Below are 26,196 nucleotides of genomic sequence, written 5' to 3' on the forward strand. Positions count from 1 at the left end.
ATCGGCCGCATGCCGGTTCAGGCCTTGTGATCATCCCTCAGGGTCTGGGGGTTCACCGCCTGGCGTTCGCCGTCCAGGGTGGGCGCGATAGGCTCGCCCGACGGACCCTGGCCGACCACCGTCCCATGGGCCCAGCCCTTGATGAAGAAGCTGAGCAGGATGAAGACGGCTCCGGCGGCCAGGCCCCAATAGCCCAGCATCTGGAACACCTCGACGGAAGAGCGGAGCGCCGCGGCGGGGTCGAGGACCTGCCCCCCCACCGTCTCGGTTCCCGCCAGACCGGCGATCCAGCCGCCCACATACTGGGCGATGGCGCTGGACAGGAACCAGACGGCCATCATGAAGGACACCACCGAGCCGATGGAGAGCTTGGTGATCTCCGACAGGCCCACCGGAGAGAGGAACAGCTCGCCCGTGGTGTGCAGCAGATAGAGCAGGCCTAGCACCATCAGCGGCACGCGATAGCTGGCGTCGGCCAGGCCCGCGCTCCACACCACCACCATGAAGCCCAGGCCCGCCTGGATCAGCGCCAGGCCGAACTTCATGGTCGGATCAGGATCCAGGCCCCGCCGGCCGAGCGCCGCCCACAGGGCGGCGAAGATCGGGGCGAAGATCAGGATGAAGCCGGCGTTGAAGGACTGCACCTGGGCCGCGGCGAACCGGGAGTCGATCCAGCCCCACCAGCTGTCGGTGGCCACGCCTGCGGCGGCCAGCTGTTCGGGCGACCCCATGGGAATGCCCAGGAAGCTGGTGGCGCTGTTGGTCAGGGACAGGTCCACATTGCGGGCGGCGAACAGGTTCAGCGAGGTGCCGGCCTGTTCGAACAGGGTCCAGAAGACCACCGCGCCAAAGATCAGCACCGTGGCCAGCATCATCCGCTGGCGTTCCACCCGGGTCTGGCAGACCCGCAGGATGACATAGGCGATCACCCCCAGGGACAGGATGATGGCCGCGCTGAGCACCCAGCCCACCACCGCATTGCGCTGCACCAGCCACCAGACCACGGCGATGCTGGGCAGGGTGGCCAGATAGATCAGCCATTCGCGGTTGACCGGACCCACCACGGGCTTGGCCAGAAGTTCCGGATTGGGCGGCTCCCCCTTGCCCTCCAGCAGCGGCTTGCCGAGGACGAAGACGATCCAGCCCAGCGCCATGCCCACGCCCGCCAGGCCAAAGCCCCAGCCCCAGCCATAGTGCTGACCCAGCAGGCCGCAGAGCACCGAGGCCCAGAAGGCCCCGAGGTTGATCCCGTAATAGTAGAGGGTGAAGCCCGAATCGCGCCGAGGGTCGCCCTGCGGATAGAGCTGGCCGACGATGGTGGAGATGTTGGGCTTCAGGAAGCCCACTCCCAGGATGATCAGCGACACGGCCAGGTAGAAGACGTTGCGCCCCACGGGGTCCACCGTCTGGGCCATGGCGTAGGAGCCTGCGGGCAGGACCTCGGGCAGGGCGGCGCCGGGCGGCAGACCCTCGATCCGCATGCCGCCGCCGGCGGCCGGGCCGAAGGCGTAGGGCTGGCCGTCCACCACCAGGCGCACCTGACGGTCATCCATGCGGCCCTGGGCGGTGACCTCATAGGACTGGCCGGCATAGGTCAGGGTCTCCCGGGCGGGATTACCCTCCACCGCCATGGCCATGTGGCCCGCCACCAACAGCAGGGCCCCGAAGGCGACGGCCTTTCGCGTCCCCAGATAGCGGTCGGCCAGGATGCCGCCGATCAGGGGCAGCAGATAGACCAGTGAGGTATAGGAGCCGTACTGGGCGTTGGCCACATCGTCGTCGAACAGCAGGTGCTGGGTCAGGTAGAAGATCAGGATGGCCCGCATGCCGTAATAGGAGAACCGCTCCCACATCTCGGCGAAGAACAGGACGATGAGGCCGCGGGGATGATTGCGCGTGAGCTGCATCAGCACCGGGGCGCCCGTGACCAGCGTGATGATCACGCCCAGCACGACGACGATGTTCATGGATCAGAACTTCCGCTTGATCTGATAGGGCGCGCCGCACAACGGCCGCGCCGGGGTCAATTCGCCCGGCTTGACCGGGAAAGCGGGGAGAAGATCACGCGCCTGCGAGCAAGACAAGCAAGGTTGATGCGACGGGGCGCCGGCGGGAGCCTGAGCCGCGGTGACGCGTTTGCCCTGAGACCAGGAGACAGACCATGCAGACCCCCAACGCCGACCACCCCATTCGCATCGAAGCCGCGCCGCGCCGGGTGAGGGTTCGCCACATGCGCCACATCATCGCCGACAGCGCCGACGTGCTGGTGGTGCGCGAGGCGGCCCTGGCGCCGGTCTACTACTTCCCGCGCGATGACATCGAGATGGGCTACTTTTCGAAGACCGACCGGATGACCCACTGCCCTTACAAGGGCGATGCGGCCTACTTCACCATTCTGGTGCACGGCGAGTTCGCCGAAAACGCCGCCTGGTCCTATGAGGACCCCTTCCCGGCGGTGAGCGACCTGGCTGGCCGGGTGGCCTTTTATCCCGACAAGGTTGACATCTACGAGGTCGATGAGACGGCCGGCGAAGAAACGCGCCGCGACGTGGACGAGGTGGTGCAGCACACCGACGCCGGCGACGGCACGACCCAAAAGCCCCGCTGGGCGCCCAATGTGAAAGGCCCGGAGGCCTGAGCCTTCGCGGCCCAAGGCTTCAGCGCAAGGGCGGTCTCAGAAGGCCAGGGTTTCGTAGGCCTTGGTCAGGTCCCCCGCCCAGGGGCCGTGATAGAGATCGAGCAGCCGCTCGGCCGGCGTGATCCCGGTTTCGGCGATGTCCTCGAGCTCGGTGAGATAGCCGGTCTCGTCCACCATGCCGCCGCTCAGGCGATTGCGCGCCTTGAGGCCCTGGCGCGCGATGGCGACCACCTCGCGGGCCACATCCTGGGCCGAACGCTTGCCCGCCTGCGCCTTCAGGCCCAGCCGGGTCACATCGCGGCGCAACGTCTCATGGGACTCGATCGACCAGTCCTTGCAGACGTCCCAGGCCGCTTCCAGGGCCGCATCGTCATACAGAAGGCCGGTCCACAGGGCCGGAAGGGCGCACAGCCGGCTCCAGGGGCCGGCGTCGGCGCCGCGCATCTCCAGATAGTTCTTGAGCCGGACCTCCGGGAAGATGGTCGTCACATGGTCGGCCCAGTCCTTGATGGTCGGCCGCTCCCCCGGAAGTTCGGGCAGGCGGCCCTCCATGAAGTCGCGGAAGGAGCGTCCGGCCACGTCGATGTATCGCCCCTCGCGCTTGACGAAGTACATGGGCACATCGAGGGCGTAGTTGGCATAGGTGGCGAACTCGAAGCCGTCGCGGAACACGAAGTCCAGCATGCCGGTGCGGTCGGGATCGGTGTCGGTCCAGATGTTGGCCCGGGCCGACAGGAAGCCGTTGGGGCGGCCCTCCGTGAACGGCGAATTGGCGAACAGGGCCGTGGCGATGGGCTGCAGGGCGAGGCTGGTGCGGAACTTCTTCACCATGTCGACTTCGGAGCCGAAATCCAGGTTCACCTGGACCGTGCAGGTGCGGAACATCATGTCGAGGCCGAGATTTCCGACCTTGGGCATGTAGGCCCGCATGATCTTGTAGCGTCCCTTGGGCATCACCGGGATCTGGTCACGGGTCCAGGTGGGGGTGAAACCGAGACCCAGAAAGCCCAGGCCCAGTTCGTCGGCGACGGCCTTCACCTCGGTGAGGTGGCCGCCGGTCTCGGCGCAGATTTCGTGCAGGTCCTGCAAGGGCGCGCCGGAAAGCTCGAACTGGCCGCCGGGCTCCAGGCTCACATTGGCGCCGGCCCGCTCCAGGCCGATGAGGGTTTCCCCCTCATAGACGCCCGTCCAGCCGAAACGCATCAGGCCCTGCAACAGGGCGTGGATTCCGGCCGGACCCTCATAGGGGACCGGACTGTGATCAGCGAGGTGGAAGGGGAATTTCTCGTGTTCGGCGCCGATGCGCCATTCGCTCTTGGCCTTGGCCCCGGCGGAGAACCATCCGACCAGATCCTCGAACACGAGGGGACGCTCGTCGCAGATGACGTCGGCCATGATTTTCTCCCCAGCCCGTCCATTTCAGCTCGCCACGGGCGAGGCCCCGAGCGGCGGCGATCTTTACGCCGTTCGCTGAAGTGGGCGCAACGCCCCCGATGCGCAATGGGCGAGACGCAACGGGCCGCTCAACCGCGCCAGTCGCCCAGGCTGGCCTGCCACAGGGTGAGCGCGCTGATGGCCGCCGTATCGGCCCGCAGAATGCGCGGACCCAGGCTGGCGGGGATGGCGAAATCCAGGCCCCGCAAGGCTTCGCGCTCCCCCGGGCTGAAGCCGCCTTCAGGTCCGATGAGCACCGCCCAGGGTCCGGCCGCCGCCCCGGACAGCGCCTGGGCCACGGGCGGGGCGTCGCCCGCCTCGTCACAGAACAGCAACCGTCGCGGCGCCTCCCAGCCGGCGATGAGGCTGGGCAGCTTCACCGCCTCCAGCACCTGCGGGGCGTCCAGCCGCCCGGTCTGTTCGGCGGCCTCCACCGCGATGACCTGCAGGCGCGGCAGGCGGGCATGCTCGGCGTTGGTGCGTTCAGTGACCACCAGGCGCACCCGACGCGCGCCCAGTTCGGCGGCCTTTTCGACAATGGTCTCCAGCCGCGTCCGCTTGACGATGGCGATGATCAGATCAAGGTCGGGACCCTGGGACTGGGGGGCGGTCTGGTCGAGAAGCTCCAGGGTCACGCCCCGCTTGCCGACGGTGGAAAGCCGGGCGCGCCAGGCGCCGTCTCGGCCGTTGAAGACCTCGATCTCATCGCCTGCGCCCCGGCGCATGACGACGGCGAGATAGCGGCTCTGTTCGGGCTCCAGATCGACCCGCACGCCGGCGACGAGGTCGTGGGAGAGGAAGAGACGGATCATGGCGACCTTCTACGCCACACCTCCGGCGCCTGCACCCCTGGCGCTGGGGGACTTGAGCCGCCAATCTGACGTCATGAGCCCCGACAGTCCCGAACTTGCCTATGACGACGCCCTGCCCCGCCTGCAGTTGGCCCTGGTGCGACTGCAGCAGCACGCCATGGAGAACGGTCACAAGATTCTGGTGATCTTCGAAGGCCGCGACGCCGCCGGCAAGGACGGCGCCATCCGCCGCATTGTGGAGCATCTGTCGGTGCGGGCCACCCGGGTGGTGGCCCTGGCCAAGCCCTCCGATGTGGAGCGCAGCCAGTGGTACTTTCAGCGCTACGCCGCCCACCTGCCCTCGGCGGGCCAGTTCGTGATCTTCAACCGCTCCTGGTACAATCGCGCCGGGGTGGAGCGGGTCATGGGCTTTTCCTCTCCTGAGGAGCAGGAAGACTTCCTGCGCGAGGTTCCCCTCTTCGAAGAGATGCTGGTCGGTTCCGGGGTGCGGCTGGTCAAGCTGTGGCTGGACGTGGGCAAGGCCGAGCAGGCCAGGCGCCTGGCCGAGCGCCGCGAGGACCCGCTCAAGGTGCTGAAGTCCAGCCCTCTGGATGACTTCGCCCAGCCCCGGTGGAACGACTATTCGGCGGCCCGCGACGAAATGCTGAGGCGCACCGACACCGCTCGCGCCCCCTGGGCCTGCGTGCGGGCCGACGACAAGAAGGCCGCGCGCCTGGCGATCATGCGACACCTGGTGTCGCGTCTGGCCCCGGTCGATATCGCCCGAATGGTCGCCCCGCCCGACCCGGCGGTGCTGTTCGACTTCGAGATCGCCGCCCTGACGGATGGCCGCCTGCAACCCTAGGCGCGTTCTGATAAGTGGGAACCGGTTATCGGATCGAAACGCGCTCAAGTCTCCTCTAGGCGCGCCAGACCAGAGCCCCGGCGAGCGCGGCCAACGATAGCCAGATGAGGATGATGACCGCGGCCGCCCGGCGGCTGACTTCGGCGACTACGCCCTGGGGCGCATGACCAGCCAGGGGGTGGGTCCGACCCGCCACTCCCACACCGCCAGCAGCTGATCCAGATGGTTCGACGCCTTCAGCCAGTCGGGCAGATCGATGACCTTCGACCCCAGTTCGACCCGTTCCACATGGTGGGTGGCGGAGAATCGCTCGGTCAGACGGCCGGCCACGCCGGGCCGATAAACCTCGTGGGCCTCAACGATGATGTGCGAGGCCCGCAGCCCCGGCGCGAGGCCAGGGTCCAGCAGCTCGTCCTCCGCGCCCTCGATATCCACCAGAACCAGCCGCCTCGGGCCGGCATAGGCGTCCAGGGCCTGCGGCGTCAGGGCCCCGGCGATCTCCACCTGGTCGGCCACGCCGTTCAGCTGCGCCATCTGCGCGCAGGCCGCCCGGGCCTTCGGATCGCTGTCGAAGGCGTAGATCTTGAGGCCGGGGGACAGGCGGGCCAGGCCCACGGCGTAGTAGCCCTCGGCGCACCCCACATCGACCACCGCCTCCAGCCCTTCGGCGACCAGCCCCAGCAGGTGGGGATGAAGTTCGCTCTCATAGGAGCCGATCAGCCGGGGCAGCAGGGCGCCCTCCGTGGCGCCCTCCACATAGGCCATGCCCGCGAACGGCCCCTGCAGCACGCGCCGCCCATGGTGCTGGACAAAGCCCTGGACGATCAGGGACGCCCGCCAGAGCGCGACGACCCGCAAGGCGAGGTTCAACTCCCGCGGCTGGCTGAGCGGCGGGTCCCGGTCCAGTCGCTCGCGCAGCCACTGGACGACCTTTTCGGCATAGGTCATCGACTCTCCTTCCGGCGGCGACCAGGGCCGCACTATGGGGCCCCGGTCGCCGGCTGTCAGCGGATCAGACAGCGCCCTCGGTCACCGCGTGCAGGCGCGCATAGGCGCCGCCGCGCGCCACCAGATCGGCATGGCGGCCCTCCTCCACCACACGCCCGCCTTCGAAGACGAGGATGCGGTCGGCGCTCCGGATGGTGGAGAGCCGGTGGGCGATGACGATGGTGGTCCGGCCGGCCATCAGCTCTTCCATGGCCGCCTGCACCTGCCGCTCAGTGACCACGTCCAGGGACGAGGTCGCCTCGTCCAGCACGAGGATGGGGGCATCGGCCAGGAAGGCACGGGCGATGGCCACCCGCTGGCGCTCGCCCCCGGACAGCTTCACGCCCCGCTCCCCCACCAGGGTGTCGTACCCCTTGGGCAGGCGCATGATGAAGTCGTGCGCGCGGGCCCGGCGGGCGGCGAGCGCGATCTCCTGGGCCGTGGCGTCCGGGCGGCCATAGGCGATGTTCTCGCCGATGGTCCGGTGGAACAGGGCCGGGTCCTGGGGCACCAGGGCGACGGCCTGGCGCAGGCTGGCCTGGGAGACCTGGGCCACATCCTGGCCGTCGATCAGGATCCGCCCGGCCTGGACGTCGTACAGCCGCTGCAGCAGCTTGACGAAGGTTGTCTTGCCCGCGCCTGTGGCGCCCACCAGGGCCACCCTTTCCCCCGGCGCCACGATCAGGGTGAAGTCGCGATAGAGCGGCTGATCGGCGCCCGCATAGCCGAAGGTCACCCGGTCGAACGCGATCCCGCCGCGGACGCGGCGGAACTCCGGCGCGGCGGGCGGGTCGGCCACGTCGGGGGTCATCTGCTCGTAACGGGCCACATCCTCCACGTCGTCCAGACCCTTCTGCAGCATGCGGATGTTCTCGCCGATATTGCGCAGATAGCCGCTCATCAGCAGGAAGGCGGTGATGACGAAGACCACGTCGCCGGCGCTGGCCTGGCCCTGGACCCACAGCCGCAGCAGAAGACCGGTGAGGCCGGCCTGAAGGCCCACCAGCAGCAGCTGGTGCCACAGCCAGACATTGATGAACCGGGTCCAGGTGACCACGGTCAGCCGGCGCCACAGGCTGGTCACCCCGCCGATCCGGCCCTCTTCCCGCGTCTCGGCGCCGAAGGCCTTCACCGTGGGGTTGGAGGTGATGGAATCGGCCAGGGCGCCGCCGATCCGCGAGTCCAGCGCCACCGAGCGCAGGTTGGCCGGCCGCACATAGGCCTGGGTGAGCCAGATGTTGGAGGCCACATAGAGCACCACCACCACCAGCGAGAAAATCCCCACGCTGGGCCAGCGGGCGATCATCATCACCGACAGCCCCACCAGGACGATGACAGCCGGCCCCAGCCACAGGATCACCGCATCGGAGACCATGTCATAGCCCCACATGCCCCGCGACAGTCGCCGCACGGTGGAGCCGGCGAAGGTGTTGGCGTGCCAGTCGGACGAGAAGCGCTGGACGCGGGCGAAGGCCTCGTCGGTCATCTCCTTCATATTGGCCGCCGCCATGGGATTCCAGAACCGGAAGGCCAGGTTGCGCAGCAGGGTGAAGGCCAGGAAGACGCCCACGAAGATCGCCCAGGCCCGCCAGGCGATCTCGGCGCCGTCCGGGCCGGCGGTGACCGCCTCCATCAGCCGCCCGGCCGCCCAGGGCAGGGCGAGGTCGAAGCCGATGGAGACCAGGGTCAGGATCACCGAGGTCCAGAACAGGCCGGGCCGGCGCAGCCAGAAACGGGCCACGAAGCCCAGGACCTGGCGGTTGGACAGGGTTCGCTCCGTGACGTCGTCGGCGTCTTCATAGTGTTCGGTCATGGTCGTCGGGTCCTGTTTTACTCACCGGCCTCGGAAACCGCGTGCAGGCGGGCATAGGCGCCGCCTTGCGCCACCAGATCGGCGTGGCGGCCCTCCTCCACCACCCGTCCCCGATCGAAGACCAGGATGCGGTCGGCGCTCCGAATGGTGGAGAGCCGGTGGGCGATGACGATCGTGGTGCGCCCGGCCATGAGGTCCTCGGTGGCCGCCTGGACCTGCCGTTCGGTCTCCACGTCCAGGGACGAGGTCGCCTCGTCCAGCACGAGGATGGGCGCATCGGCCAGGAAGGCCCGGGCGATGGCCACCCGCTGACGCTCGCCGCCGGACAGCTTCACGCCGCGCTCTCCCACCAGGGTTTCATAGCCCTGCGGCAGGCGCATGATGAAGTCGTGCGCGCGGGCCCGCCGCGACGCCAGGGCGATCTCCTGGGGCGTGGCGTCGGGCCGGGCATAGGCGATGTTCTCGCCGATGGTCCGGTGGAACAGGGCCGGGTCCTGGGGCACCACCGCGATGGCCCGGCGCAGGGAGCGCTGGGTGACGTGGGCGATGTCCTGGCCGTCGATCAGGATGCGGCCGCCGTTGAGGTCATGCAGCCGCTGGAGCAGCTTGACGAAGGTCGACTTGCCAGACCCCGTGGGACCCACCAGGGCGATCCGCTCCCCCGGCGCGATGGTCAGGGAGAAGTCGCGATAGAGCGTCTCCCCATGGCCGCCATAGCCGAAGGTGACCCGGTCGAAGACCACCATGCCCTGTTCGCCCCGGAAGGGCGGGGCCGCCGGCTTGTCCGCCAGCTGCGGCTCGGTGCGCATGAAGGCGGCCACGTCGAGCATGTCGTCGAGCCCCTTCTGCAGCATCCGCGTGATCTCGCTGAAGTTCCGCAGATAGCCGGCCATCAGCATGAAGGAGGTGATGGCGAAGGCCACATCGCCGGGGGTCGCCTCCCCCCGCGCCCAGGCGAAGACCAGCATGCCGGTGAGCCCGGCCTGCAGGATGATCAGCAGCAGGTTCTGCCCCAGCCCCACCAGGTTGGAACGGTTCCAGGTGCGGATCACCGCCTCGCGCCAGGTCCCGGCCACGCCGGCGAAGCGGGCGGCTTCCCGGGGCTCGGCGCCGAAGGCCTTGACCGTGGGGTTGGCGCCGATGGCGTCGGCCAGGGACGCCCCGATCCGCGAGTCCAGGGCGTTGGAGACCAAGTTGGCCGGGCGGACATAGTAGGTGGTGGCGATCACGTTATAGGCCGCGAAGATCACCACCAGAGCGCCCGTGAACAGACCCGCCAGGGGCCAGCGCACCGCCATGGAGATGGACAGGCCAAACAGCACGATCAGGGTCGGCATGAGCATCAGCAGCAGGGCGTCAGACGCGCTGTCATAACCCCACATGGCGCGCGAGACCTTGCGCACCGTGGCCCCCGCATAGTTGGAGGCGTGCCAGTCCGAGGAATAGGCCTGCACCCGCTCGAAACCCTGGGTGACGATGCGCTCCATGATGCGCGCATAGAAGCCGTTGAGGATCCGGAAGCCCCCTGTCCGCAGCATGTAGAAGCAGAAATAGAGTCCCGAGAGCGCCGCCCAGGCGGCCCAGGCGGCCTCGCTCACCCGCTCCGGCGCGGAGACGGCGTCGATCAGGGCGCCCGAGGCCCAGGGGATGGAGAGATCGGCCGCGGTGGCGATCAGGAACAGGCTGACGGCCGCGGCGAAGCGCGGCTTGTCCCCCATCCAGTGGCGCCACATGAAGCCGATGACCTGCAGGTTGCCCAGGGGGCGAGGGCCGCGGGGCGTCTCGTCGTCATCATCGAAGGGAATGTCGGTCATGGAAACAGCCGCAATGCTGGCCGGGCCTGCGAGCAGGCGCGGCGGCGCGGACGCCGAGGCGGGCGCGCGAAAAAGGGGATCAGAACGGGGACGGGTCGGGAGCCGAAGTCCCGACGCAAGCGGACGGACACGAGATATTCCTTTGGACGAGGGGCCTGAAGACAGGCGCCGGTCCCGGGAATGCTCGGATCTTTAGGGGTGACCTAGGTCCGGGGAACGGCGACGCAGAGTCGATGGCGGAGGTGCGCAGCAGACGGCGTTGTCATTCGGCCCCTCCTTCTCTGGGTCGCGTCATGAAGTGCGGCGAAGCTAGGCGGACGCCGATTCATCGTCAACCGGGCGTTGAACAAGGTTCGATGACAGCGGCCAGGTGCGGCGCCGAAGACACGATCGGCCCGCCGCAGGCCGACGCAGGCCGACGCGACAAAGCGGTTCCCACGGCTCGGCGGGCGCACTAGGACGACAGGCATGACCGCGCCCTTGCCCGACGCCGCGCCCGCCAACTGGGTCGATCGCCATGCGCCGGCGGCCCTGCGCCCCTGGCTGAAACTGGGCCGCTTCGATCGGCCCACGGGCATCTGGCTGCTGATGCTGCCGGGCTGGCAGGGTATCGCCCTGGCCGCGGCCATGGAGGGCGAAGCGCCGGACTGGCGCTGGCTCCTGGCCTTCTTCGTGGGCGCGGCCCTGATGCGGGCGGCGGGCTGCGCCTATAACGACATCGTCGACCGGGATTTCGACGCCCAGGTGTCGCGCACCGCCGGACGGCCGATCCCGTCGGGCCAGATCAGCGTGCGCCAGGCCTGGGCCTTCGTCATCGGCTGCTGCCTCGCCGCCCTGTGCATACTGCTGGTCATGCCGCCTGTGGCCATTGCGCTGGGGGTGGGCTCGCTGGCCCTGGTGGCCGCCTATCCGTTCATGAAGCGGATCACCTGGTGGCCGCAGGCCTGGCTTGGCCTGACCTTCAACTGGGGGGCGCTGCTGGGCTTCGCCGCGGTCAGCGGCGGGCTCTCCTGGCCAGCCCTGCTGCTCTATGGCTGCGGCATCTTCTGGACCCTGGGCTATGACACCATCTACGCCATCCAGGACCTGGAGGACGACGCCCTGGCCGGCGTGAAGTCCTCCGCGCGACGCCTGGGCGCGGCCACGGCCAAGGCGGTCCTGGCCTTCTATGTGCTGGCCTTCATCTGCGCCCTGGCGGCGGCGTGGACGGGGGGTCTTGGCCCCCTCTTCCTGCCGCCGGCCGCCCTGTTCGGCCTGCATCTGTCGCACCAGGCCGCCCGGGTGCGACTGGACGATCCGCAAGGGGCGCTGGCCCTCTTCAAGTCCAACCCCCTGGCGGGTCTGGCGCTTTTCCTGGCCCTGGCGGCCGGCGCCTGGGGCGGGCCGCAGGGACTGTTCTGAGGTTCGGATTACCTGCGAGGTCATTGGCAGGGCGCGCGCCTTTGGCGATGCTGGCGCCCGCCGATCCGGAGGGACAAGCTTGGCCTTCGCCGCCACCCACGCCGCCGCGGATTTCCCCGCCATGCTGGCGCGCCTGCGCCACAGTCGGGGCCTGTCCCAGCTGGGCCTCTCGCTCAGTGCGGACGTCTCCCAGCGCCATGTCTCGTTCCTTGAGACCGGCCGCACCCGCCCCTCGCGGGAGATGGTCTCGCGCCTGGCCCAGGCCATGGGCCTGGCCCTGAAGGATGAGAACGCCCTGCTGCTGGCGGCGGGCTTCGCCCCCATCCACGGGGAGCACGCCTTCGGCGACGAGGCCGCCGCCATGGTGCGGCGGGTGGCGGAGCTGGCGCTCTCGGCCCATGACCCCTTTCCGGCCTTCGCGGTGGACCGGGCCTGGCGGCCCCTGTCGGCCAACCGGTCCGGCCTGGGCTTCTTCGGGCTGCTGCTGGGAGACGTTGAGGTCGATCCCGCGGTCAGCCTGATCCGCGCATGCGCTGAAAGCCCCCGGTTCCGGGAGATCATCGCCAACTGGCCCCCGCTTTCGGCCCATTTCCTGGCGCTCGCCGAGGCCGAGGCCCTGCGGGCGCCGCCAGGCGCCATGCGCGCCGAACTCGACCGCACGGTGACGAGCCTCAAGGCCCTGGCGCCGACCGGCGGCGCGGCCATCCACAGCGCCCCGGCCATGGGGGCCGCCCTGATCATGCAGGTGCGCGCGCCGGGACTGGAGCTGGACCTGGTTTCCACCGTGGCCCGGTTCGGCGCCCCTCACGACACGGCCGCCGACGACCTTCGCATCGAGTTCTTCTACCCGGCCGACGCGCACAGCGAAGCGGTGCTTCGGAGCCTGGCTCCGGCCGGCGCCGCCGGGTGACGCTGGGTCATTCTACCGGGACGCCGAAAAAGGTGGCAGATTGCGCTCATGGCCGTCGCCCCGCGCATCGATCCCAAGACGCTGTTCAGCGCCGAAGAATGGGCCCGTCTCTCCAACCGCTCCGCCTGGCGCGGCCTGGCGCTGATCGCCCATGCCTGGACCGTGATCCTGGCCGCGGGCGCCATGGCGGTGATCTGGCCCCTGACCCTGCCGCTGGCGGTGATGATCATCGGCGGTCGCCAGCTGGGCCTGGCCGTGCTGATGCACGACGCCGCCCATGGCGCGCTGCATCGCAATCTGAAGGTCAATGACTGGGCCGGGGAATGGCTGACCACCGGCGGCCTGCACCGCTACCGCCCCTATCACCTGACGCACCACAAATATGTCCAGCAGGCCGAGGACCCCGACCTCGTGCTCTCGGCCCCCTTCCCGATCACGCCCGTCTCCCTGCGGCGCAAGATCATCCGCGACCTGACCGGCCAGACCTGGTTCAAACAGCGCTTCGGCCTGGTGCGCAGCCAGCTGGCCGCCCGCAAGGCCGGCGAGCCGCTGGCGCCGATCCTGATGGCCGAGATCAAGCGCAAGCGGCGCTTCCTGATCGGCGCGGCGGTGACTCTGGCCGTGACCGCCCCCTTCGGCCTGTGGTGGGTCTGGTTCGTGCTCTGGCTGCTGCCCCAGGCCACCTGGCAGCAGATGATCACCCGCCTGCGCAACATCGCCGAACATGCCTGCGTGGCCAGGGACGAGCGCGACCCCTTCCGCTGTGCGCGCACCACCTATGCCGGCCCGCTGGAGCGGGCGCTGATCGCTCCCTACTGGGTGAACTATCACTGCGAGCATCACATCTTCATGCACCTGCCCTGCTACAACCTGCCCCGCGCCCACCGGCTGCTGCTGGCCAAGGGGCTGGGCCCGCAGATGGAGATCAAGCCCTCCTATAGGGCGGTGATGCGACTGGCCGCCTCCAAGGGCCGCTCTGCGAGCCTCGCGCCCGCCTGAGCCCTCGCCCTTCGACTATCGGCTTGCGCCCAAGGGTGATCTTCGGCACTCGCCAGCGGTCGAGAGTCAGGAGCGCGGCGTGATCGAACAGACCCCCGAGGGCCGTCGGGCCTTCATCCTGGCCAACACCCGGCTACAGGTTCCGCCCCACACGCCGGAGCTCTCCCTGCATCTGGCCGACGAGATCACCCCGATCTGGCGGATGACCGAGGAGGCCCTGGAGCAGATCGGCCTGCCGCCCCCCTTCTGGGCCTTCGCCTGGGCCGGCGGCCAGGCCCTGGCGCGCTACATCCTGGACCATCCCCACCTGGTGGCGGGCAGGCGGGTCGTGGACTTCGCCTCCGGCTCGGGCATCGTCGCCGTGGCCGCGGCCAAGGCCGGGGCGGCCCAGGTCCTGGCGGCCGACATCGATCCCTTCTGCCGCGCGGCGCTTGGCCTCAACGCCGCGGTCAACGGCGTCGCCTGCGATTTCACCGACGCCGACCTACTGGACGCCGCCCCCCCGCCGGCCGACGTCATCCTGGCCGGCGACATCTGCTACGAAAAGCCCCTGGCCCAGCGCGTCATGGACTGGCTGGGCCAGGCCCGGCGGCAGGGCGCCCTGGTGCTCATCGGCGACCCCGGCCGCAGCTACTTCCCCCGCCAAGGCCTCGACAAGCTGGCCGAATACCAGGTCCCCACCACCCGCGAGCTGGAGGACATGGAGGTCAAGAAGACGGCGGTGTGGGCCTTGCCGTGACGCCGGCCTCAGCGCCTGTCGCCACCGGCCGAGACCTCCGCCTATAGTGACGCCTTGTGACATCAGCCGGCCCGGAGCTTCCCATGCGTCGCCGCACCTTTCTCGCCGCCCTGCCCGCTGCTCTGCCCGGCGCCCTGATCGCCGGTGAGGCGGCGGGCCAGAGCCGGGGGGAGACGCCCAATCGCAACCGCCCCGACGTGGGGCCGGGCGACCGGATCGACGGAGCGACCTTCGCCAGTCGCAGCGCCGCCTGGGGGCGGCATGGGGCGGCGGCCACGGCCCATCCGCTGGCGACCCTGGCGGCCATCGACATCCTGCGGGCCGGCGGCTCGGCGGTGGATGCGGCCATCGCGGCCAATGCGGTGCTGGGCTACGGCGAACCCATCGCCTGCGGCATCGGCGGCGATTGTTTCGTCATGCTGTGGGACCCCCGGACCCGCCAGGTGGTGGGGCTGAACGGCTCAGGCCGCAGCCCGCGCGCCCTGACGCTGGAAACGGTGCGCGGCCGGGCGCGCAACGGTCTTATCCCCTCCTATGGGGCGATCTCGGTGAGCGTGCCGGGCGCGGTGGACGCCTGGTGGGCGCTGCATGAGCGCTATGGCAAGCTGCCCTGGAAGGACCTGTTCGGCCCGGCCATCGCCCACGCTGAGGAGGGTGCGCCGGTGAGCCAAAACGTGGCCTATTACCTGGCCCGCAGCCTGGCCAACTTCACGCGGCCCGGTCAGGGCATCGAGGAGGTGGAGAACTTCAAGGCCGTCTGGGCGCAGGGCGGGGCGACGCCCAAGGAGGGCGAGGTGTTCGCCAATCCGGCGCTCGCCCGCACCTACCGGCTGATCGCCGAGGGCGGGCGCGAGGCCTTCTATGAGGGCGAGATCGCCGAGACCATCGAGCGCTATTTCCGCCGCATTGGCGGGTGGATGACGCGGGCGGACCTGGCCGCCCACCGGGCCGAATGGACCAGGCCCTATCAGACCCGCTACCGGGGCGTGGACGTCTATGGCCTGGCGCCCAACAGCCAGGGCCTGGCGACCCTGGCCCAGCTGAACATCATGGAGCAGTTCGACTTCCGGGCCATGGGCTTCCAGTCGGCCGCGGCCATCCATCACGGGGTGGAGGCCAAGCGGTTGGCCTTCGAGGACCGCGCCCGCTACTACGCCGACCCGGCCTTCTATGACGTGCCGGCCGACTGGCTGATCTCCAAGGACTATGCGGCAGAGCGGGCCCGGCTGATCTCGCCCAAGGCCATCCTCCCCACGGTCCAGGCCGGCCGCGCCCCGACGCAAGGGGACACCACCTATTTCTGCACCTCCGACCGGGACGGGATGATGGTCTCGATCATCCAGTCCAACTATCGCGGCATGGGGTCGGGTCTGGCCCCCGACGGCCTGGGCTTCATGCTGCAGAACCGGGGCGAGCTGTTCGCCCTGGAGGACGGCCACCCCAACATCTACGCGCCGTCCAAGCGGCCCTTCCAGACCATCATTCCCGGCTTCGCCACCCGGGGCGGCGAGCCCTGGCTGGCCTTCGGGGTCATGGGCGGGGACATGCAGCCCCAGGGCCAGGCCCAGATCATCTCCAACATGGTGGACTTCGACCTGGCCGTTCAGGAGGCCGGCGATGCGCCGCGCTGGCATCACGAAGGCTCCAGCGAGCCCACCGGCGAGGCCCAGAAGGGAACCGGCCTGCTGCGGCTGGAATCGGGCGTACCCGCGGCCACCCGCCAGGCCCTGGCGGACCTGGGCTGGAACATTGGCGCCAGCGACGGGGGCTTTGGCGGCTATCAGGCCATCGAGCGCTGGCCGGGCCGCTATGCCGCGGCCACCGAGATGCGCAAGGACGGTGTGGCCCTGGCCTATTGATCAGATCGCGGCCGCCGCCAATCCGGGCTCCGGCGCGGCCGGAACCCGGAGGCGGTCAGCAAAAGCTCAGCGGGCGGCGAGCTGGGTCACGCCCACCTTGGCGCGGGCCTCGGCCAGGGTTTCGGCATAGCAGTCCGAGCGCTTCACCACCTGTTTAAGGGTGCGCACGCTGCCCTCATGGCCGCCACAGGCGGTGAAGGCCGCCGTGCGCGCCCGACGGTCCAGACGCTGGGCGTCAGCCGGATCGTGCGGGTTGAGGTTGGTGACATTGATCCGCGCCACGGCGGATTCCGCGCCCGCGGCCAGAGCCGGGGATGCGACAAAGGCCGCGGCCAGGGCCGCGGCGGCTGCAAGCTTGAACATTTTTCGTCTCCCAAATGACCGACCCGGCGGCGACAGCTCTGACGGCTGTTCAAGGACCCGCAGGGTCAAGCTCCAAGATGGGGAACGATTGGGGCGATGCAAAGGCTCCGCTCGAAGCCGTGCGAATTGGTCGCGCGGCCGCGGCGCCAGAGGATTCGGCTTAGAATTCTTCCTCGATGGCGCTGCGGAACTGCTCGAAGATCTCCGCGGCCCGCTGGTTGTTGTAGGGCTCAGGCTCTTCTGGGGCGGCGGGCGCGGGCGCGCCGCCCTGCAGGCGCGCCACCAGGACGCCGCCTTGAACCAGGGCCAGCTCCTCCCCCGGCGCGAGGTCCGAGAGCAGGGCGGCGATCTTCGGCGGCAGGTCGTCCAGATCCAGGCGCTTCATGGGACCAGTCTAATTCCCCCCGCCTTCGTCGCAAAGCGCGCCGATAACCGGTTCCCACCGATGGGAAGGCGCTTTAGGTCTGCCGCACACGCATCTTGGAGATCCCATGGCCTATCGTTCGCTCCGGGAATTCATCGCCAGGCTGGAGGCCGCCGGCGAGCTGATCCGCGTCACAGAGCCGGTGTCCACCGTGCTGGAGATGACCGAGATCCATCGGCGGATGATCCAGGCCGGCGGCCCGGCCATCCTGTTCGAGAACGTCATCCGCGCCGATGGCGAACGCTCGTCCATGCCCTGCCTGGTCAATCTGTTCGGCACGGTGAAACGGGTGGCCATGGGTGTCACGCTCGAGGGGCGTGAACGGACCACCGCGGCTGACCTGCGCGAGGTGGGGGAACTTCTGGCCTTTCTGCGCGCGCCCGAACCGCCCCGCGGGCTGAAGGACGCCTTCGACATGCTGCCCCTGGCCAAGACCGTCATGGCCATGCGGCCGGCCATGGTGAAGAAGGCTCCCGTGCAGGAGGTGGTGCTCACCGGCGACCAGATCGACCTTGCCAAACTGCCCATCCAGACCTGCTGGCCCGGCGAACCGGCCCCCCTGATCACCTGGCCGCTGGTGGTGACCAAGGGGCCGTCCAGCGACCGGGAGGACGACTTCAATCTCGGCATCTACCGGATGCAGGTCCTGGGCCGGGACCGGACCATCATGCGCTGGCTGGCCCACCGGGGCGGCGCCCAGCACCATCGCCGGTGGAAGGCGTCCGGCCGCCCCGAACCCCTGCCCGCCTGCGCGGTGCTGGGGGCCGATCCCGGCACCATATTGGCCGCGGTGACCCCGGTGCCCGACACCCTGTCAGAGTACCAGTTCGCCGGCCTGATGCGCGGGGCCAAGGCCGAGCTGGTTCCCGCCAAGACCGTGCCCCTGATGGTGCCCGCGGAGGCCGAGATCGTACTGGAAGGCCATGTCCTGCTGGACGAATACGCCGACGAAGGCCCCTATGGCGACCACACCGGCTATTACAATTCGGTCGAGCGCTTCCCGGTCTTCCAGGTCAGCGCCATCACCATGCGGCGCGATCCCATCTATCTGACCACCTTCACCGGCCGGCCGCCGGACGAGCCCAGCGTCCTGGGGGAAGCCCTGAACGAGGTGTTCATTCCCCTGCTGCGCCAGCAGTTCCCCGAGATCATCGACTTCTGGCTGCCGCCCGAGGGCTGCTCCTACCGGATCGCCGTGGTCTCCATGAAGAAGGCCTATCCGGGCCACGCCAAGCGCGTGATGATGGGCGTCTGGAGCTACCTTCGGCAGTTCATGTACACCAAGTGGGTGATCGTCGTGGACGACGACATCGACGCCCGGGACTGGAAGGACGTCATGTGGGCGCTGTCCACCCGCATGGACCCGGCCCGGGACATCACGCTCGTGGAGAGCACCCCCATCGACTATCTGGACTTCGCCTCGCCGGAGAGCGGGCTCGGCTCCAAGATCGGCCTGGACGCCACCAACAAATGGCCGCCGGAAACCCATCGCGAGTGGGGCGAAAAGCTCGACATGGACGAGGCCACCGTCGCCCGGGTCACCGAGCGCTGGGCGAGCCTGGGCCTGCCGCCGCTCAAGGGCTGAGCCCGCGATCCCGATCGCCCTCTTGCCCTGCGGAGGGTTTATGCGCCAACTGCGCCGGCGCGGGGGCGCGTCATGGGGAGTTCAGTCATGAGTCTGGTGACATCGGGTCATGCCGCGGCGCTCTGGACGGGGCTGCATCTCTTTCTGCTGCTGGCCCTGTCCCTGCTGGTGGTGCGCCAGCGCCAGCGGCACAAGGTGGCCTTCGGCGACGACGGCATCCCCGAATTGGCCCAGGCCATCCGCGCCTTTGGCAACGCCACCGAATACATCCCCGCCGGCCTCATCGCGCTGGCGGTCCTGGCGGTGGTGGAGGCCCCGGCGCTCGCCATCCATATTGCGGGCCTTGTGCTGTTCGCCGGACGGGTGGCCCACGCGGTGGGCCTGTCGCAGAGCGGCGGCGCCTCCCTGCCCCGGGCCATCGGGGTCATGCTGACCTGGCTGTCCTACGTCTTTTCCGGCGTCGCCCTGCTGTTCTACGCCATCATCTGAGCCGCGAGGGCTGAAGGCGCGGAGACATCCACAGCCGGGCGGCCCGCGCCCGGCTGTGGAAGCCGCCCTTATAGCCCGCCGTCAGGCGGCCGCCTTGCGCTGGGCCGCGGTGAGGTCGAAGCGGTCGGCGTTCATCACCTTGGTCCAGGCCTTGATGAAGTCGTCGACGAACTTCCGCTCCGCGTCGGCGGCGGCATAGACCTCCGACAGGGCGCGCAGCTGGGAGTTGGAGCCGAACACCAGGTCGGTGCGGGTGGCGGTCCACTTCTCCTTGTCGGTCTTGCGGCACGTGCCGACGAAGACCTCGTCGCCCCGGTCGTCCACCTGCTTCCACGCCGTGCCCATGTCGAGCAGGTTGACGAAGAAGTCGTTGGTGAGCTGGCCGGGCCGGTCGGTGAACACCCCGTGCAGGGCGCCGCCATGATTGGCCCCCAGCACCCGCAGGCCGCCCACCAGAACCGTCATCTCCGGCGCGCTCAGACCCAGAAGCTGGGCCCGGTCCACCAGCATCTCCTCGGTGGGCACATTGAAGCGCACGCCGAGATAGTTGCGGAAGCCGTCGATCTTGGGCTCCAGCACGTCGAAGCTGGCCGCGTCGGTCTGTTCGGCCGAGGCGTCGGTCCGTCCGGGCGTGAAGGGAACCTGGATGTCGTGGCCAGCGGCCTTGGCCGCCTTTTCCACCGCCGCCACGCCGCCCAGCACGATCAGATCGGCCAGGGAGACCTTCTTGCCGCCGGAGGCCTTGGCGTCGAAGCCGGCCTTGATGTCGCCCAGCACCTTGAGCACCCGGGCCAGCTTTTCCGGCTGGTTGACCTCCCAGTCCTTCTGAGGGGCCAGGCGGATCCGCGCCCCGTTGGCGCCGCCACGATGATCGGAGTTGCGATAGGTGGAGGCCGAGGCCCAGGCGGTCTGGACCAGCTCAGCGGGGGTGAGGCCCGAGCCCAGGATTTCGGACTTGAGCGCCGCAATATCGGCGGCGTCCACAAGGGGGTGATCCACCGGCGGGATCGGGTCCTGCCAGATCAGGTCTTCCTTCGGCACTTCGGGGCCCAGATAACGGGCCTTGGGTCCCATGTCGCGATGGCAGAGCTTGAACCAGGCGCGGGCGAAGGCGTCGGCGAACTGGTCCGGATTGGCCCGGAACCGCTCGGAGATCTCGCGGTACTTGGGGTCCATCTTCATGGCCATGTCGGCCGTGGTCATCATGGTGGGCACGCGCTTGCTGGGGTCGTGGGCCCCGGGCGCCATGTCTTCCGGCTTCTGGTTGACCGGCTGCCACTGCTTGGCCCCGGCAGGGCTGCGCACCAGCTCGTAGTCGTAGTCCAGCAGCATATGGAAGTAGTTCATCGACCACTGGATGGGGGTGGGCGTCCAGGGACCTTCCAGCCCGCTGGTGATGGTGTGGTCGCCCATGCCGCTCTCGTGCGAGCTGGTCCAGCCCAGACCCTGCTGAGCGATGTCGGCGCCCTCGGGCTCGGCGCCGATCTTGGAGGCGTCGCCGGCCCCGTGACACTTGCCGAAGGTATGGCCCCCGGCGGTCAGCGCGACGGTTTCTTCGTCATTCATCCCCATGCGGGCGAAGGTCTCGCGAATGTCGCGGCCCGACTGGATGGGATCGGGATTGCCCCCCGGCCCTTCGGGATTGACGTAGATGAGGCCCATCTGGATGGCGGCCAGGGGGTTTTCCAGCGCGTGGCCGGCCTCTTCGTTGATCCGGGTTTCGGCGCCCTGGCCGACCCACTGCTCCTCGGTGCCCCAGTAGATGTCCTTCTCGGGCTCGAAGATGTCCTTGCGGCCGCCGCCAAAGCCGAAGACCGGCCCGCCCATGGACTCGATGGCCACGTTGCCGGCCAGGATCATCAGGTCGGCCCAGGAGAGCTTACGGCCGTACTTCTGCTTCACCGGCCACAGCAGACGCCGGGCCTTGTCGAGATTGGCGTTGTCTGGCCAGCTGTTCAGGGGCGCGAAGCGCTGGGAGCCGAACGAGGCGCCGCCACGGCCGTCGCCGGTGCGGTAGGTGCCGGCGCTGTGCCACGCCATGCGGATGAAGAAGGGGCCGTAATGGCCATAGTCCGCCGGCCACCAGGGCTGGCTGTCGGTCATCAGGGCGTGCAGGTCGCGCTTGACCGCCGCATAGTCCAGGGACTGGAATTCCTTGGCGTAGTCAAAGTCGTCCCCCATGGGATCGCCGTGCAGACCATGCTGGTGCAGGATCTCCAGGGACAACTGGTTCGGCCACCAGTCTCGATTGGTGCGGCCCAGCAGGGAGCGCATGGCCCCCGGTTCCTTCATGGGGCAGCTGAGCGGGCTGTTGGAAGCGTCGTCCATGTCCATCTCCCTTGTCTTGTCGTCTTGGAAGAGAGCCTAGGCCCAGGGCCGGCGGCTTGGGAAATGGATAAACTTGATCGCCAACCACGGATATTTCTATCTACGGGCGAGGATGGCGGCGGCTTGCCCGTGCGGGCCGTCTTCGCCATATGGCGGGTATGGATCAAAACCTGCTCGCTGAACTGATCGACGCCGCGCGGAAGGCCGGCGCCGATGCGGCCGAGGCCGTGACCGCCGAACGCCAGTCGCTCTCCATCAGCGTTCGCGCCGGCGAGCTGGAAGAGGTCGAGCGGGAAGAGTCCCGCGACCTGGGCCTGCGGGTCTTTGTGGGCCAGCGCCAGGCGACGGTGTCCGGCTCCGATCTGTCCCCAGAAGCCTGCGCCAAGCTGGTGGAACGCGCCGTGGCCATGGCCCGGCTGGCGCCGGAGGACCCCTATGCGGGCTTCGCGCCGGTCGAGCGGCTGGCCCTGGGGCCGGCCCCCGATCTTCAGCTCTATGACCCCACCGAACTGTCCCCCGAAACCCTGGAGGACCGGGCCCGCGAGGCCGAGGCCGCGGCCCGCGCCATGCCCGGCGTGGTCAATTCCGACGGCGCCACCGCAGGCTGGTCCACCGCGCGGTGGCTGATCGCCACCAGTCACGGCTTTACCGGCCATCACCAGGCCTCGGGCTTTTCCCTGGGCGCCTCGGCCATCGCCGGCGACGGCGAGACCATGGAGACCGGTTATGACGGGCGCTCGGTGCGCTGGCATGAGGACCTGCCGGGCGCGGCGGCCATCGGCCGCGAGGCCGGCCGCCGGGCGGGCGCGCGGCTGGGATCGCGAAAGATCAACTCCACCACCGCCCCGGTGATCTTCGAGAACCGCGTGGCCATGTCGCTCATCGGTCCCCTGGTGGGCGCCATCTCCGGGCCTTCCATCGCTCGCGGCTCGTCCTTCCTGAAGGACAAGCTCGGCCAGAAGGTGTTCGGCGACCACGTGACCCTCACCGATGATCCCCATCGCCTGCGGGGTCTGGGCTCCAGCCCCTTCGACGACGAGGGGGTGGCCACCCAGGCCATGGACATCATCGACAAGGGCGTCCTGACCACCTGGCTGCTCAACTCCAGCTCGGCCCGCCAGCTGGGCCTGGAGACGACGGGACACGCCTCCCGGGGCCTGGCCGGGCCGCCGGGGGTGGGGGTTTCCAACCTCACGGTTCAGCCCGGCGCGCGCGACCTGGCCGGCCTGATGACCGAGGCGGGCGAAGGCCTGCTGGTCACCTCCATGTTCGGCCCCTCCCTGAACGGCAACACCGGCGACTGGTCGGTGGGATGTTCCGGCTTCTGGTTCGAGAAAGGCGAGCTCGCCTTTCCGGTGAGCGAGATCACCGTGGCCGGCAATCTGATCGACATGTACGCGCGGCTGGTCCCCGGGGCGGACCTGGAGATCCGCGGGGCGTCCAACGCCCCCTCCCTGCTGATCGACGGCCTGGCGATCGCCGGACGATGAGCCCAAGCCCCGCCGAGGATCTGGACCTTCTGGTCGCCGCGGCGGTGGAGGCCGGCGCGCTCGCGCTCGAGCTCCGCGCCCGCGGGCTGAAGGTGGCCTGGAAGGAGGGGAACTCCCCGGTCACCAACGCCGATTTCGCCACCGACACCCTTCTGAAGACCACCTTCGGGCGGGCGCGGCCGGACTATGGCTGGCTGTCGGAGGAGACCGCTGATGATCTGGAGCGGCTGCATCGGCGCCGGGTCTTCGTGGTCGATCCCATCGACGGGACCCGGGCCTACATGAAGGACCGGCCCTGGTGGGTGATCTCCGCCGCGGTGGTGGAGGACGGCCAGCCCGTGGCCGGCGTCGTCTACGCCCCCCAGGTGGGCGAGGTTTACACCGCCGTGGCCGGCGGCGGCGCCAAGCTCAACGGCTCGCTGATCACCCCGGCCCGCACCGAGCGGCTGGAGGGCTGCGGCATGGTGGGGGACGAGCGAATGTTTACCCATCCGTCCTGGCCGGAACCCTGGCCCGCCATGCGGGTGGAGTCGCGCAATTCCACGGCCTATCGCATGTGTCTGGTGGCGTCGGGGCAGTTCGACGCCGCCCTGGCCCTGGTGTCCAAGAGCGACTGGGACCTGGCGGCGGCCGATCTGATCGCCCGGGAGGCCGGCGCCTATTGCGGCGACCATCTGGGGCGCGGCTACACCTACAATGCGCTCCGTCCGGCCCAGGCGAGCCTGGTTTGCGCGGCGCCACGTTTAGCCCCATTGATCCTGGATCGTGTCCGGCATATCGCCTTACCCGACTAACCCCGCTTTCCGAGGATTCTATGCCCGACAGACAGCTTCTTCACATCGTGCTCGGCGGCGAACTGGAGGATGTGGAGCACATTCGTTTCCGCGACCCCAGCAAGATCGACCTGGTCGGCGCCTATCCCTCCTATGAGGAGGCCCTGAGCGTCTGGCGCTCGAAAGCCCTGGCCACGGTGGACAACGCCCTGATGCGCTACTTCATCCTGCACGCCCACAAGCTGCTGGACCCGCAGCTGGACGGCGAAAAGCCCGGCGGCTGATGCCGGCGACGGAAAACCGTCATCGACGCGGGGCATGATGACGCGCGCGTGCGGGCCACACGCCTGTCCGGCGAGACCCGGGTTTCGAACACGGGTCGCCGGCGCTGGTCGACCCTGGAAAACCGGCTCAGGGCGCCTTAGGGCTTAGCCGCGGCGTCCCCCTGCGAGGAGGGGCGCGCCGCCAAGGATCTGGAGAGCGAAATGAAGAAGCTTCTTGGCCTGTGCGCCGCCATGGCCGTGCTGGGCGCCGCCACCGGCGCCCAGGCGGCGCGGGACTATGTCTGGGCTGCGGGCTCCTCCACCGTCTTTCCCTTCACCACCCGCGTGGCCGAGAACTTCAGCCGCAAGACCGGCATGAAGGCCCCCAAGGTCGAAGCCCTGGGCACCGGCGGGGGGATCAAGCTGTTCTGCGGCGGAGTGGGCGACAATTTCCCCGACATCGCCAACGCCTCGCGACGCATGACGGCCGCGGAGTTCGACTCCTGCCGGGCCAACGGCGTCAACGACATCGTGGAGATGAAGATCGGCTTCGACGGCATCGTCATCGCCGCCGATCGCGGCGCGCCGGACTATCAGCTGCGCCTGCCCCACCTCTATCTGGCCCTGGGCGCCAATGTGCTGCGCGGCGGCCAGTTCGTTCCCAATCCCTACACCAACTGGAACGAGATCGGGCCGGGCCTGCCCAACAACCGCATCCTCGTCTATGGCCCGCCGCCGACCTCGGGCACGCGCGACGCCTTCATCGAACTGGGCGTGGAGGCTTCGGCCCGCACCTTCCCCACCGCCCGCGCCCTGCGCGAGCGCAATGAGGACGAGTTCAAGCAGATGACCCACCCCCTGCGCCGCGAGGGCTGGGTGGATTCGGGCGAGAACGACAACGCCATCGTCCAGACGCTGACCAAGACCCCGGGCTCGCTCGGCGTGTTCGGCTTCTCCTTCCTGGAAGAGAACCGCGACAAGGTGAAAGCCATGTCCATCGACGGGGTGGAGCCCACCGTGGCGACCATCGCCGAGGGGACCTACCCCCTGTCGCGCTCCATGTACGTCTATGTGAAGAAGGCCCATGTGGGGGTCACTCTGGGCCTGCAGGAGTTCGTCAATGAGTTCGCCTCCGACGCCGCCACGGGACGCGGGGGCTATCTGCAGAGCCGGGGTCTGATCCCCCTGCCGGCCGCACAGCACGAGGCCATGAAGGGCGTGGCCTCGGGCATGACCGTCATGCCGCGCCCCTAGGGACACATGTCCGCCTCTACGGCCTGGCTCATCCTGGGTCTGGGCCTTGGCCCCCTGGTCGGAAGCTTTATCGGGCTGCTCAGCCTGAGGCTCCCCCAGGGGCGTCCGGTGATCTGGGGGCGTTCGGCCTGCCCGGCCTGTGCGACGCCCCTGGGCGTTCCGGACCTTGTCCCCATCCTCTCCTTCCTGGCGCTGCGGGGGCGATGCCGCCATTGCCGAGCGCCCATTCCGCGGCGCTATCTCAGCCTGGAACTGGCCTGTCTTTGCCTGGCCGGCTGGAGCCTCGCGGTTCATCCCGGTCCCCTGGGCCTGGCGGGCGCGGCGCTCGCCTGGCAACTCCTGCTGCTGGCGGTGCTGGACGCCGAGCACTTCTGGCTGCCCCGGATCCTCACCCTGCCCCTGATCGTCACCGGCCTCGCGGCCAGCCTCATTCCAGGGCAGGGCGCTGAGTGGACGGGGCCGGCCTGGAGCCTGCTGGGGGCGGCCCTGGGCTTTCTTTCGCTGGCGCTCCTCGGCCTCGCCTACCGGCGGCTGCGGGGACGCGAGGGCCTGGGCGGGGGCGACGCCTATCTGCTGGCGGGCGGCGGCGCCTGGTGCGGGGCCGCCGCCCTGCCCACCATCCTGCTCATCGCCGCAGGCGCAGGCTTGGCGAGCGTGCTGGTCCTCAAGGCTGCGGGACGGCCCGTGCGGGCGCAGGATCCCGTGCCCTTTGGCGTGTTCCTCGCCCTCGGGATTTGGCTGACCTGGCTCTATGGGCCATGGGGCGGGTGAAGCCGGCTCAGCCGGGCGGGCCGCCTCCGGCCAGAGCGCGTTCCGATAAGTGGGAACCGGTTATCGGATCAAAACGCGCTCAAGTCTCTAAATTTAGCGCCTGATTCAACGATCAGACGGTCCCCGTCTGATCGCATCAGGCTCGAGGGTCACGGCGCCCTGCGGGCTCACCTGAAGCTGAAGTTCGATCGGCCCCAGGGCTGTCT

At 69.2% G+C, this 26,196-nt stretch carries 23 protein-coding genes; 14 read left to right on the forward strand and 9 right to left on the reverse strand.

Annotation, left to right across the window (positions count from 1 at the left end):
• Window positions 1-17 precede the first annotated feature (17 nt).
• Entirely contained in the window at window positions 18-1,967 is a 1,950-nt protein-coding gene (locus V7D28_RS00190) for a peptide MFS transporter (RefSeq protein WP_333585325.1), read from the reverse strand.
• Between the two features lie 194 nt (window positions 1,968-2,161).
• Here V7D28_RS00190 and V7D28_RS00195 point away from each other — a divergent pair, with 194 nt between their 5' ends.
• Window positions 2,162-2,638 carry a DUF427 domain-containing protein gene (locus V7D28_RS00195; protein ID WP_333585326.1) on the forward strand — a complete coding sequence of 159 codons (477 nt, stop codon included), beginning with the start codon at window positions 2,162-2,164 and terminating at the stop codon, window positions 2,636-2,638.
• 36 nt (window positions 2,639-2,674) lie between these two features.
• Here the strand turns inward: V7D28_RS00195 and V7D28_RS00200 are convergent, their stop codons facing one another.
• Together V7D28_RS00200 and V7D28_RS00205 are read right to left on the reverse strand one after the other, a co-directional pair.
• Window positions 2,675-4,033, reverse strand: a complete 1,359-nt coding sequence (locus V7D28_RS00200) for a glutamate--cysteine ligase (protein WP_333585327.1) — start codon at window positions 4,031-4,033, stop codon at window positions 2,675-2,677.
• Window positions 4,034-4,161: 128 nt separating this feature from the next.
• Entirely contained in the window at window positions 4,162-4,884 is a 723-nt protein-coding gene (locus V7D28_RS00205; protein WP_333585328.1) for a 16S rRNA (uracil(1498)-N(3))-methyltransferase, read from the reverse strand.
• A gap of 73 nt (window positions 4,885-4,957) precedes the next feature.
• Here V7D28_RS00205 and ppk2 point away from each other — a divergent pair, with 73 nt between their 5' ends.
• On the forward strand, window positions 4,958-5,728 hold the full coding sequence (gene ppk2, locus V7D28_RS00210) for a polyphosphate kinase 2 (protein ID WP_333585359.1): 771 nt from the start codon (window positions 4,958-4,960) through the stop codon (window positions 5,726-5,728).
• A 147-nt stretch (window positions 5,729-5,875) separates the two neighbouring features.
• Here the strand turns inward: ppk2 and V7D28_RS00215 are convergent, their stop codons facing one another.
• From V7D28_RS00215 to V7D28_RS00225, 3 genes are all read right to left on the reverse strand, one after another.
• Window positions 5,876-6,676: a hypothetical protein gene (locus V7D28_RS00215; protein ID WP_333585329.1), complete on the reverse strand. Its 801-nt coding sequence runs from the start codon at window positions 6,674-6,676 to the stop codon at window positions 5,876-5,878.
• Between the two features lie 64 nt (window positions 6,677-6,740).
• A complete protein-coding gene (locus V7D28_RS00220; RefSeq protein ID WP_333585330.1) occupies window positions 6,741-8,528 on the reverse strand; it encodes an ABC transporter ATP-binding protein in 1,788 nt (595 codons plus the stop codon).
• 17 nt (window positions 8,529-8,545) lie between these two features.
• Entirely contained in the window at window positions 8,546-10,342 is a 1,797-nt protein-coding gene (locus V7D28_RS00225) for an ABC transporter ATP-binding protein (protein WP_333585331.1), read from the reverse strand.
• Between the two features lie 468 nt (window positions 10,343-10,810).
• Between V7D28_RS00225 and ubiA the strand changes: the two genes are divergently transcribed.
• The 5 genes from ubiA (at window position 10,811) to V7D28_RS00250 (ending at window position 16,250) form a co-directional block, all read left to right on the forward strand.
• Entirely contained in the window at window positions 10,811-11,743 is a 933-nt protein-coding gene (gene ubiA / locus V7D28_RS00230; protein ID WP_333585332.1) for a 4-hydroxybenzoate octaprenyltransferase, read from the forward strand.
• Window positions 11,744-11,822: 79 nt separating this feature from the next.
• A complete protein-coding gene (locus tag V7D28_RS00235) occupies window positions 11,823-12,653 on the forward strand; it encodes a helix-turn-helix domain-containing protein (RefSeq protein ID WP_333585333.1) in 831 nt (276 codons plus the stop codon).
• Window positions 12,654-12,701: 48 nt separating this feature from the next.
• Complete coding sequence (locus V7D28_RS00240; protein ID WP_333585334.1) at window positions 12,702-13,652, forward strand: fatty acid desaturase family protein; 951 nt, start codon at window positions 12,702-12,704, stop codon at window positions 13,650-13,652.
• 79 nt (window positions 13,653-13,731) lie between these two features.
• The gene (locus V7D28_RS00245; protein WP_333585335.1) at window positions 13,732-14,391 is read left to right on the forward strand and encodes a class I SAM-dependent methyltransferase; all 660 of its coding nucleotides are present in this window, start codon (window positions 13,732-13,734) and stop codon (window positions 14,389-14,391) included.
• An 83-nt stretch (window positions 14,392-14,474) separates the two neighbouring features.
• Window positions 14,475-16,250: a gamma-glutamyltransferase family protein gene (locus tag V7D28_RS00250; protein ID WP_333585336.1), complete on the forward strand. Its 1,776-nt coding sequence runs from the start codon at window positions 14,475-14,477 to the stop codon at window positions 16,248-16,250.
• A 66-nt stretch (window positions 16,251-16,316) separates the two neighbouring features.
• On the opposite strand, the gene V7D28_RS00255 is transcribed toward V7D28_RS00250, so the two are convergent.
• Window positions 16,317-16,613, reverse strand: a complete 297-nt coding sequence (locus V7D28_RS00255; protein ID WP_333585337.1) for a UrcA family protein — start codon at window positions 16,611-16,613, stop codon at window positions 16,317-16,319.
• Between the two features lie 160 nt (window positions 16,614-16,773).
• Window positions 16,774-16,998 (reverse strand): hypothetical protein, encoded by a 225-nt coding sequence (locus V7D28_RS00260; RefSeq protein WP_333585338.1) that lies wholly within the window; start codon window positions 16,996-16,998, stop codon window positions 16,774-16,776.
• A gap of 106 nt (window positions 16,999-17,104) precedes the next feature.
• Here V7D28_RS00260 and V7D28_RS00265 point away from each other — a divergent pair, with 106 nt between their 5' ends.
• Window positions 17,105-18,622: a UbiD family decarboxylase gene (locus V7D28_RS00265; protein WP_333585339.1), complete on the forward strand. Its 1,518-nt coding sequence runs from the start codon at window positions 17,105-17,107 to the stop codon at window positions 18,620-18,622.
• Window positions 18,623-18,709: 87 nt separating this feature from the next.
• Window positions 18,710-19,111: an MAPEG family protein gene (locus V7D28_RS00270; RefSeq protein WP_333585340.1), complete on the forward strand. Its 402-nt coding sequence runs from the start codon at window positions 18,710-18,712 to the stop codon at window positions 19,109-19,111.
• Window positions 19,112-19,192: 81 nt separating this feature from the next.
• Here the strand turns inward: V7D28_RS00270 and katG are convergent, their stop codons facing one another.
• The gene (katG, locus tag V7D28_RS00275) at window positions 19,193-21,439 is read right to left on the reverse strand and encodes a catalase/peroxidase HPI (protein ID WP_442957880.1); all 2,247 of its coding nucleotides are present in this window, start codon (window positions 21,437-21,439) and stop codon (window positions 19,193-19,195) included.
• Window positions 21,440-21,597: 158 nt separating this feature from the next.
• Between katG and V7D28_RS00280 the strand changes: the two genes are divergently transcribed.
• The 5 genes from V7D28_RS00280 (at window position 21,598) to V7D28_RS00300 (ending at window position 25,990) form a co-directional block, all read left to right on the forward strand.
• Window positions 21,598-22,929 carry a TldD/PmbA family protein gene (locus V7D28_RS00280; protein ID WP_333585341.1) on the forward strand — a complete coding sequence of 444 codons (1,332 nt, stop codon included), beginning with the start codon at window positions 21,598-21,600 and terminating at the stop codon, window positions 22,927-22,929.
• Window positions 22,926-23,723 carry a 3'(2'),5'-bisphosphate nucleotidase CysQ gene (locus V7D28_RS00285; protein ID WP_333585342.1) on the forward strand — a complete coding sequence of 266 codons (798 nt, stop codon included), beginning with the start codon at window positions 22,926-22,928 and terminating at the stop codon, window positions 23,721-23,723. Before V7D28_RS00280 ends, V7D28_RS00285 begins: the two co-directional genes overlap by 4 nt.
• A 20-nt stretch (window positions 23,724-23,743) precedes the next feature.
• A complete protein-coding gene (locus V7D28_RS00290; RefSeq protein ID WP_333585343.1) occupies window positions 23,744-23,986 on the forward strand; it encodes a DUF4170 domain-containing protein in 243 nt (80 codons plus the stop codon).
• A 201-nt stretch (window positions 23,987-24,187) separates the two neighbouring features.
• Window positions 24,188-25,219, forward strand: a complete 1,032-nt coding sequence (locus V7D28_RS00295; RefSeq protein WP_333585344.1) for a substrate-binding domain-containing protein — start codon at window positions 24,188-24,190, stop codon at window positions 25,217-25,219.
• Between the two features lie 6 nt (window positions 25,220-25,225).
• Entirely contained in the window at window positions 25,226-25,990 is a 765-nt protein-coding gene (locus V7D28_RS00300) for a prepilin peptidase (protein WP_333585345.1), read from the forward strand.
• Window positions 25,991-26,196: the final 206 nt, after the last annotated feature.

It is taken from the genome of Phenylobacterium sp., from assembly GCF_036723115.1.
Classification (GTDB): Bacteria; Pseudomonadota; Alphaproteobacteria; order Caulobacterales; family Caulobacteraceae; genus Phenylobacterium.

Bases quoted from the DNA above. Each gene is read 5' to 3' on its own strand.
- V7D28_RS00190 (WP_333585325.1), bottom strand. From the start codon at position 1,967: ATGAACATCGTCGTCGTGCTGGGCGTGATCATCACGCTGGTCACGGGC.
- V7D28_RS00195 (WP_333585326.1), top strand. From the start codon at position 2,162: ATGCAGACCCCCAACGCCGACCACCCCATTCGCATCGAAGCCGCGCCG.
- V7D28_RS00200 (WP_333585327.1), bottom strand. From the start codon at position 4,033: ATGGCCGACGTCATCTGCGACGAGCGTCCCCTCGTGTTCGAGGATCTG.
- V7D28_RS00205 (WP_333585328.1), bottom strand. From the start codon at position 4,884: ATGATCCGTCTCTTCCTCTCCCACGACCTCGTCGCCGGCGTGCGGGTC.
- ppk2 (WP_333585359.1), top strand. From the start codon at position 4,958: ATGAGCCCCGACAGTCCCGAACTTGCCTATGACGACGCCCTGCCCCGC.
- V7D28_RS00215 (WP_333585329.1), bottom strand. From the start codon at position 6,676: ATGACCTATGCCGAAAAGGTCGTCCAGTGGCTGCGCGAGCGACTGGAC.
- V7D28_RS00220 (WP_333585330.1), bottom strand. From the start codon at position 8,528: ATGACCGAACACTATGAAGACGCCGACGACGTCACGGAGCGAACCCTG.
- V7D28_RS00225 (WP_333585331.1), bottom strand. From the start codon at position 10,342: ATGACCGACATTCCCTTCGATGATGACGACGAGACGCCCCGCGGCCCT.
- ubiA (WP_333585332.1), top strand. From the start codon at position 10,811: ATGACCGCGCCCTTGCCCGACGCCGCGCCCGCCAACTGGGTCGATCGC.
- V7D28_RS00240 (WP_333585334.1), top strand. From the start codon at position 12,702: ATGGCCGTCGCCCCGCGCATCGATCCCAAGACGCTGTTCAGCGCCGAA.
- V7D28_RS00250 (WP_333585336.1), top strand. From the start codon at position 14,475: ATGCGTCGCCGCACCTTTCTCGCCGCCCTGCCCGCTGCTCTGCCCGGC.
- V7D28_RS00255 (WP_333585337.1), bottom strand. From the start codon at position 16,613: ATGTTCAAGCTTGCAGCCGCCGCGGCCCTGGCCGCGGCCTTTGTCGCA.
- V7D28_RS00260 (WP_333585338.1), bottom strand. From the start codon at position 16,998: ATGAAGCGCCTGGATCTGGACGACCTGCCGCCGAAGATCGCCGCCCTG.
- V7D28_RS00265 (WP_333585339.1), top strand. From the start codon at position 17,105: ATGGCCTATCGTTCGCTCCGGGAATTCATCGCCAGGCTGGAGGCCGCC.
- V7D28_RS00270 (WP_333585340.1), top strand. From the start codon at position 18,710: ATGAGTCTGGTGACATCGGGTCATGCCGCGGCGCTCTGGACGGGGCTG.
- katG (WP_442957880.1), bottom strand. From the start codon at position 21,439: ATGGACGACGCTTCCAACAGCCCGCTCAGCTGCCCCATGAAGGAACCG.
- V7D28_RS00280 (WP_333585341.1), top strand. From the start codon at position 21,598: ATGGATCAAAACCTGCTCGCTGAACTGATCGACGCCGCGCGGAAGGCC.
- V7D28_RS00285 (WP_333585342.1), top strand. From the start codon at position 22,926: ATGAGCCCAAGCCCCGCCGAGGATCTGGACCTTCTGGTCGCCGCGGCG.
- V7D28_RS00290 (WP_333585343.1), top strand. From the start codon at position 23,744: ATGCCCGACAGACAGCTTCTTCACATCGTGCTCGGCGGCGAACTGGAG.
- V7D28_RS00295 (WP_333585344.1), top strand. From the start codon at position 24,188: ATGAAGAAGCTTCTTGGCCTGTGCGCCGCCATGGCCGTGCTGGGCGCC.
- V7D28_RS00300 (WP_333585345.1), top strand. From the start codon at position 25,226: ATGTCCGCCTCTACGGCCTGGCTCATCCTGGGTCTGGGCCTTGGCCCC.